Annotated in this window: 7 protein-coding genes; all 7 read right to left on the bottom strand. The window is 26.9% G+C overall.

Annotated elements, in window-relative coordinates; all coding sequences use genetic code 11:
- Positions 1-477: 477 nt before the first annotated feature.
- The 7 genes from B5E58_RS12755 to B5E58_RS12725 all read right to left on the bottom strand — a co-directional run bounded on the left by B5E58_RS12755 (position 478) and on the right by B5E58_RS12725 (position 8,801).
- Entirely contained in the window at positions 478-1,179 is a 702-nt protein-coding gene (locus B5E58_RS12755; protein WP_088110032.1) for an AbiTii domain-containing protein, read from the bottom strand.
- Positions 1,179-1,391 carry a hypothetical protein gene (locus B5E58_RS12750; protein ID WP_088110031.1) on the bottom strand — a complete coding sequence of 71 codons (213 nt, stop codon included), beginning with the start codon at positions 1,389-1,391 and terminating at the stop codon, positions 1,179-1,181. Before B5E58_RS12750 ends, B5E58_RS12755 begins: the two co-directional genes overlap by 1 nt.
- A 235-nt stretch (positions 1,392-1,626) precedes the next feature.
- Positions 1,627-3,861 (bottom strand): S8 family peptidase, encoded by a 2,235-nt coding sequence (locus B5E58_RS12745; RefSeq protein WP_088110030.1) that lies wholly within the window; start codon positions 3,859-3,861, stop codon positions 1,627-1,629.
- Positions 3,854-4,921, bottom strand: a complete 1,068-nt coding sequence (locus B5E58_RS12740; protein ID WP_088110029.1) for an AAA family ATPase — start codon at positions 4,919-4,921, stop codon at positions 3,854-3,856. The genes B5E58_RS12745 and B5E58_RS12740 overlap by 8 nt, the downstream gene beginning before the upstream one ends.
- Before the next feature lie 418 nt (positions 4,922-5,339).
- Positions 5,340-6,290 carry an Abi family protein gene (locus B5E58_RS12735; RefSeq protein ID WP_242956675.1) on the bottom strand — a complete coding sequence of 317 codons (951 nt, stop codon included), beginning with the start codon at positions 6,288-6,290 and terminating at the stop codon, positions 5,340-5,342.
- A gap of 112 nt (positions 6,291-6,402) precedes the next feature.
- Positions 6,403-7,992 (bottom strand): recombinase family protein, encoded by a 1,590-nt coding sequence (locus B5E58_RS12730; RefSeq protein ID WP_088110027.1) that lies wholly within the window; start codon positions 7,990-7,992, stop codon positions 6,403-6,405.
- Between the two features lie 11 nt (positions 7,993-8,003).
- The gene (locus B5E58_RS12725; RefSeq protein WP_088110026.1) at positions 8,004-8,801 is read right to left on the bottom strand and encodes a recombinase zinc beta ribbon domain-containing protein; all 798 of its coding nucleotides are present in this window, start codon (positions 8,799-8,801) and stop codon (positions 8,004-8,006) included.
- Positions 8,802-8,855: the final 54 nt, after the last annotated feature.

Raw genomic sequence — 8,855 nt, 5'->3', positions numbered from 1 at the left:
TGAAATCGATTTTTCACCTAATTTTTGCCATGTCATCTATGAAAATCGAATTTTTTTAATCCTAAAAATCCTTTAAAAAAACCTCTGAAAACGTTGATTTCTCGGGCTTTTTTGACTATATCATCATGTTTGACTACTCATCCCATCATGACGATATAAATAGTATGACATATGGAAACACTTGTCCCTTGGTGTAGGGTTATTTTTCAAAAAATTTGTGTTTCTTCATTTTATTTTTTATTGAAATAATTAATGGAAACAAAAAAATCTGTAATAGATATTTTTTTCTATTACAGGTTTTTCTCTTTTCACTATGTATTCAACTTAATATTTTCAAAAATACCTTTTGAACAAACTTTTTAACAAAAGTCATAATAATGCATATATTTCATCATCAAAAGTAATATTTTCATAATAAATTATAAATTCTTTTTGCAAGTATCATTTTTATTCTAAATATAAGATGATTATCTAATCTCATTCTATAATCATAGAAGAAATAGTGGAATCTTTTATTTTATTATCGTTTCCAATAAAAACGCTATGATCATTATATATTATCTGAATATGACTTATAATTTCAGATAATTCTTCAGAATTCTTATTTTCAGTATCTATGTCTAATTCATCTAAATTTCCAAATTTCTTTTCAAGATAATATAAAATATCCAATAATATACTTTCAACTTTAGAAAAAATATTCATTATTTCCGATGTATTAAATACAATACTTGCAGATGTAATCATCATAAATGGATCGTTATTACACTTAGCAATATATGGATATAAATCAGCTGGAATACTTATACTTAAAACTTTATTATTACTCTGTTGAACTCCTTCTAACATACATTTTAGTGCCTCAATACTTTGTGTAACATCTTTTATTAATAATTTTTGCTTATTCTCTTTTGGCATTTTTCCTAATGGTAATGGTACATTATTGCATTTTATATGGGAACTAATAGAACCTTTAAAATAATTTACATATAATTGACCATTTATTTTTCTGTATTCTGGCACTATTGTTCCATCTGGATAACCTTCTATCTCATAGTTTATCCATTTAAGAATTTCTTTATTATCTAACTCTTGTAAAAGTACTTTTGTTCTTTTTAAAGCTGTTTGTACACTAATAGTTCCATTCGCAAGTTCTTTAATTATTTTACTTTTTGACATTAAAACAACCCCTCAATTATACTAATTATATTATTCCAAAATGAAAATAATACAACAACTCCTGCAACTAAAGAAATAAAAAAATTACATATTACAGGGTGTTTGTCATAAAACTTCTCTTTACTATTTGAATCTTGTGATGAATTATTGTTTATTGTCTCAGCAATATTTGAATTTTTAATACTATTATTATTTCCAATTCTAATACTCATATATCAGTACCTTTCTATTATATTCTATATTTTTTAGTTTAAACTAAAAGAAAATCAACAATAATCTTATATATCTATTTAAATATTTAAAATAGAAATATAAACCTATTTTGACTTATGATATCAAATAAAGAAAAACTGTATTAAAGACTTTTATTTATAAATCATATCTAAATTTTTATCTATGTTTCATCCAATTTCTATAGATGTAACTTATTCTTATATTCTTTTAAAATTACTCGAACTCAATTTCTTCATTAACTTTTTTATGAATATCTATTCTATTTGCAACATCAATTACATTTACTAACCATCCATTTAAAGTACAATTTCTAATAAACTCATCAATCCTATTAATACCTTTCATCTCTTTAAGTGTTACAACAACCCCAAACCTAATACCTATACCATCTTTAGGATCTAACCTATTATTTGTTTTTATCTCCATTCCCCAATTTTTATTTTTATAAGAATCTTTTGGTATCATTTTTTTCGTTGCACTTTCTGAAATATATTTTACATTATCCCATTTTCTAAATTGTTTCCTAGCTTCACCTTCCAAAAGATAACTTTTTTCTTCATCTAAGACTTCATCTTTATTTTGTTTATCTCCTTTAATATCATTAATTTCACCATTATCTTTTATTCTACCAAAATGTAAATTAAGTTCAGTATTTGTATAATCTACTCCATGTGATCTATCACACAAAGGAAAATAACACATAGTAGCCCTTGCAATATAAGGATATTTGTTATCTTTTAGCGGTACCGGAAAATGATAATTATAAGTATTCCATTTTTCACTAACATCTGACACTACAAACTTTATCTCATCATCTTTTGTTTGAATAATATCATTAATGTGAATTGGTACAACACCATGTCCATACAGTGCAACTTCTTCTGGGCTTGGCTTTTCATTCCAACTTCTAGCAGAATCAATAATCATAGCTTTTGCAACTTCTCTATTTAGTCCTAAAATATCTATTAAATATGATAATTTGCGTGCAATCCAAGGTGCTGCATAAGAAGTACCTGCAACATTTGCAGCTCCTAAAGGTTCACAAACTCTAATATATTGATCCTCACTACCACCATAATAACTTACATCTGGCTTAGCAAAAAATGATAATACTAGTCCCTTACGTGCATATTTTGTTGATAATCCACTTTTGGTAACTGCATTTACAACCATACTATTAATAGAATCTGCAGGTGATCCTATTTTAACTATATCTTGACTTGGTTTATTTGTTCCTGCCACAACAAATATAACATTATTTTCAAATTGTATTTGATCTAAAGCTGCAGCTTCAGCTGAAATAAAATTATCGTTAATTTCCTGATTACTTCCAAGAGAAATATTCCATACTTTTATATCTAAGTTACTTAAAACAATATTTTTAATTTGTTTAATAATTGAGAAAGAAGAAAATTCAGCTCCTACAGCCACACCAAAATGTCTAACTTTAAATCTACCACAACCATCTTCTAACCAAGGATTTAATCTTGCACCATCAACAATTATTGAAGACACTGCCGTTCCATGACGATAATCATTAGAATTTCTAGGTATATCTTTTGATACCATATCATGATATTCAACCCATTCACTAAAATAGACACTTTCATCAAATAAAGTATCTATAACTCCAATTGTTGGCTCTATTGATGGAGTTGGTATAGTAATCATATTATTTTTATACTCATCAATAAAATCATCTGGAGATAATCTTGTCAAATCAACTGTTGCCATTGAAACCAAGTACGGAGCTTTTTCAAAAAGCAATTCAACTTGTTTTTCATCTAAATAAACTGTCTGATTATCTAATATCCTAGTATTTAGAATATTTATTCCTAATGCTTCAAATAGTATCTTGGCATCTTTTTTCACATCATAAAGAGTTACTATACTTTGCTTAAACTCAATTGTTGGCAATTCAATTTCAAATGAATCAATATATGAAGCATCTGCAATTACCTGTTTAAATGTTGACATACTTATTGAAAAATCTTTAAATACTGTTTTATTAACAATACTTTTATTATCCATAATAGTTTTATTTATATTTCCTGAAAATTTATTTGATAATATTTCAGCTGTATCAGAAAGCAAATTCATACTTACAATTAAGTCTTTAGCATCAATAAAATATGTTATAATGTGTTTACTTTTATTTTCATTAAATTTTGCTCCTACAATTGCTTCATTAGAATCTTTCCCTTTAAGTAAACCTCCTATACGATTACTCTTTGCAACAATTTTATTATAATAAACACTTACCAAAACTCCTTCAAATGGTTTGGATTCCTTATCCCAAAACTCTTTGATTTGACTTAGTTGAGATTTCAGTCTTAACAAATGTTCTGTTGTAACTTCTCTTTTGCCATTCATAGCCACTCCACCGCCATTATTATTTTTAGAAGCCTGAACAAAACGTTTCCCTTTTAGTTCTAACACATTATTCATTCTCTACTTCCTCCCTGTTTAATTTTCTTGCTACCGAACTTTTAGACTCACCTTTCAACTTTTCGATTTCTCTTATTGTAAAACCTTCTTCATAAAGTTGATTTAAATCTTTTTGGTCTAAATTTCCTATCAAGCTATTATATAATCGTTTGAGATAATCATATTCAGAACCAATATCACTAAATGCAAGTGATGTTTTTATAATATTTTTTAAGTCTCCTGGATAAGGCAGCTTCTTTGTCATCCTCAATATTTTTTTAAATAATCTAGTATCTTTTGATGTACCTTTAAAATTCTTAATAAACGAAGAGAAATAATATTCTGCCACTTCTATTAAATCTTCCTGACTATATCTATCAAAGTTGATAACCGCATCAAATCTTCTTATTAATGCTTTATCAAAATTTGAATATAAATTAGTAGTTGCTATAAGAACTATTTCTTTATTAAGATCCGTCAATCTATCTAATTCCCTTAAAATAGTAGATGTAACCCTTCCCATCTCCCTAACATCGTTTGAGTTAATCCTATCCAGTGCAATAACATCAATTTCATCAAATAAAACTACTATTTTATTTGCATTTGGAATCATATTTATTTCTTTGAAAACACTTGTAATATTTTTATTTGTTTGTCCTAGCTTGCTATCTATTAGATTTTCAAAATCAACTATAAAAAGAGATCTGTCTAGTAATCTTGCTATATTTTTTGCTGCCTCAGTTTTTCCGCTTCCAGGCAATCCTTCAAATAAAAATTTATTAATCCCAATATTATGATTTACCGCATTTATGATCCCCTTAATATCTTCCGATATCTCTAAAGGTAAGTTTAGAGACTCTAAATTTCTTGTTTCTACTTGTTTTAAAAATTCACTTTCAAAATCACTACTTTGTGGTGCGTATAAATTCGATTCAGATATTAATCCCATAATATACTCAGCCAGTTGATAATCACCTATACTGTCAAAATATCTTGCTATTTCTATTGCTTCATTCCTAAAAGCATTTTCATTTCTTTCAACATGATATTTTATTAAATTCAAAACATTTTGTTTTTTCATTTTTACATACCTCCTTTTAGATACTTATTATATCATAAAACGGGACTAAATTCTATATATTTGGGACAATATTTATATTTTTTATTATGTAAATATATTTTAGATAAGTATTTTTATTTTCCAATTTAAGTAATCTATATTTATTTTATAGTTTCTTCGATATTTACATACACTTTTATAAATTACACATATACTACTTTTCATAAAGTTTTATTTCTAATATCTAAAATACTTGTAAATTTAAAATTTAAATTATATTATTCTTTTGTAATAAATATCCAATTATTCAGCCTATAGTTTTATCAATAAACAAAAATAGCGAAGTGCTTATATCAACACTTCGCCTGAAAGCCTAATCGGTTTGAGCATAGTAAGCTTGATTAGGTCTGTACTTACATTATATGCTCATTATTTAATTTTATACACTCAAATGCTCTTTCCAATCTGAAGGAAAATTCATCGAATTTAAACTAACAACATCATTATTTTTTTGAACTAAATTATCTAATTTATTAACAAATATTGTCCATTCATCATTTGTAGGTCTTAAATATTTCATAGCTAATAATATTTGATATAAACCATTATGAGATGGTTTTGGCATTAATTTGTCTACATCAATAAGCTCTGGTGTTGTATGTATCGTTCTGTTATATATTCTCGCATTATGGGCACACATATTTCTTAATATTGAAACAGACTGTACCCAAGATGTAAGCATATTTTGTGATGGTTTCACAAGTCTATCTTTTTTAGAAATATATTTATAGTTATCAGCTAAAACAGAGTAAGCACTACCTATACCCGTTTTTAAGTTTTTTATTAATTTAGACAAAGTTCCAAAAGAAATTACTTCAACTACTGCCCAAACAGGAATTTCTCCTTCGTGATTATCAAAATTATGTTTAATAAAAACATCAGTAGAACGTGCTATTTCAGAAGATATTGTGGACATATTTTGCCAATACATTTTTTTATTTTTAAAAATTGATGAATCTTTTAAAATCAATGCATCTTTATGCACCAACAAAGCATCTACTAAACAAACTCTTAAAGCCACTTCTATTTTTGATATCATAGAAAAAATAATATCAGAAAGTTCTTGGTCAAAATAATATAATTTTAATATATCTTCGAACTTTGTTCCTTCAATATATTTCTTTGCAGAATTATCATATAACTGAAAAGAATATCCTCTTAATCTATAATAACCAATTGTCTTCAATGCTTTTTCCACATTATCAATAGAATCAAATTCCATTCCTGCATCAATATAAGACTGTATTTGTTGTTGTATAGTTAATATTTGTTTTGGATATTGATACATAAAAACACCCCATAAATAAAAAAGTCCCACCGGGTTGCGCATGAAAATCAGAGGCGTGGCGGGTTCTGTTAATTATATTATATAACTTTTATATAAATTGTCAATATACTATGGTTATATTTATAGTATCATTCATTTATAAAATTACCTTTAATTATATATCAACTATTTCAGCACTCACAATTCCATTCTGAAAGTATATCTCAATTTTACTATCACTTACAGCAATCACATTCCTTATTAACCTTCTTACAAGTGTATCATCATATTCTGACATATAAATATTTGTGTTATCTATAAATTCATCAGCTTTATTTAATTTATCTCTACCACCTAAAGATTTTATCTTATTAGTTTCAAGTTCCTCAATACGATTTGTTATATTTTTACAGGCTGTTTCATATTCTTCTGTGTTTTCATATGTATTGTTTTTTATGAGATTTACAAGTTGTTTTTCCAATTCTTTTATCTCTGAATCATATTCTGTTGTTGTATCCTTTGAAATTACACTTATAACATTCTTTTTGAAATTTCCAATGAACTTATTTTTGTCTTGAAGTTGTTTATTTATGGCATTCATAATAGCCTGCTGAAGAAGTTTTTCATCATATGTAGGTGAGCTTTTGCAATACTTTGTTCCATTTCTTAATCTATTTTCACATCTCCAAACTGCTTTTTTCTCTCCATACTTTGACCAAACCTGTCTTCTGTATGGTATGCCACATTCTTTGCATATGAATATACTTGTTAAGGCATATTTACTATTATATCGGCATTTCCTGTCAGTTTTATTTTTACTTGGTGCTTTATTTTTTGAATTAGCTCGTCTTTCCATTTCTTCCTGTACTCTATAAAATAATTCTCTCGGTATAATTCCTTGGTGGCTGTTTTCAGTATAATACTGATTTACTTCACCATTATTGGTTCTACGTTCTTTTGTAAGGAAATCTACTGTATATGTTTTCTGACATAATGTATCACCTATATATTTCTCATTACTTAAAATTCTTATGACAGAGGCAACACCCCAGTTTGTTTTTCCTCGTATTGTTTTATAGCCTTTTTCCTTCAGCTTCTTAGCTATATTATTATAACTGCTACCTTCCATAAATTCAGCGAATATAAATTTTACAATCTCTGCTTCTTCAGGTATTATTTCAAGCTGACCATTTTTATTTCTTTTATATCCTAAGAGCCTACTTACAAGGGTTTCTCCTGTTTCATATTTCCTTTTAAGTCCCCACCTTACGTTCTCGCTAATATTTCTGCTTTCTTCCTGAGCCTGACTACTGAGTATAGTTATAAGAAGTTCTCCTGACGAATCTAATGTATTAATGTTTTCTTTTTCAAAGTATACAGCTATATTTTTTTCTTTGAGTTTTCGTATATGTATAAGACTATCAACAGTATTTCTTGCAAATCTTGATATTGACTTTGTAATAATCATATCAATTTCGTTACTTTTCTTGATACACCTATCTATCATAGCATTAAAATCATCTCTTTTTTTGGTGTTTGTAGCTGATATACCATCATCGGCATATATTCCTGCCATATTCCAGTTTGGGTTTTCATTGATAAGTTTTGTGTAGTATTCAATTTGTGCTTCATAGCTTGATTCCTGTTCTTCTTGCAATGTACTAACCCTACAATAAGCTACAACATTTAATTTTTTATATTTTGGTTGAACATTTTTATTAGTATCAACTTTTGCCGGTATGACCGATATCCTTCGAGTTGCCATAAATATCACTCCTAAATTTTCTCTTCTATTTCTACTCCATTTTTAAGTTTAATTTTTATTTTCCTGTTTTTATAAACTGTAATTTTATATAATGCTGTTATATCTATTTTTTCAATTTCTTCTTTATAATCTGACATTTCATAAATAACAGATGCCCTTTTATAAATCAGCTTAATTAATTCTTCTTGGGTATATTCTTTTTTACCTGTTTCAACCAATTTTATTTCTCTGTCTAAAGCATTGTATCTACCTAAATTTTTATTTGAAATGGTCTTTTGTAGTTGTAATAAATTAGGATTTTCATTGATTTTATCAATAATTCTTGACCATATATTTTCTATTTGTTCATCAGATAATGAAATATTTTTACAACAAACCTTTCTTTTAAATATCTTGTGGCTACAATTCCATATATATTCTTCTCCACGTTTATATCTGTGATAATCTGCTCCACACTCACCACATACAATTTTACCTTTGAAATTTTGTTCTATAAGGCAACATCCATTATTTTTATTTTTTCCTATTTCATTTAATCTTTGATTTTTTATTTTCTGTGCTGCTTCAAATAAATCTTCATCTATTATTGGTGGTAAATCATTTATTCCAATATAGACCTCATCTTCAAGAATTCTTTTTACTTTATGTCTGCTCATATTAAAGTTTTTGATATAATTCTTTATTTTCGTTATATAAACTCCTTCACAGAAAAGTTCATATATTTCTTTAACTACTTTTCCCTCAATATCATCTATAATAATAGTTGTTCCATCAAATTTATATCCATAAGGTAATCGTCTTACTGCCATTTTCAATTTCCTTTCCTATATTCTCTGCACTCAAGTTTATTTTTTAATATAAAT

It is taken from the genome of Tyzzerella sp. An114, assembly GCF_002161055.1.
GTDB lineage: Bacteria > Bacillota > Clostridia > Lachnospirales > Anaerotignaceae > Fimicola > Fimicola cottocaccae.
This window is presented reverse-complemented; position numbering and strand designations above follow the sequence as displayed.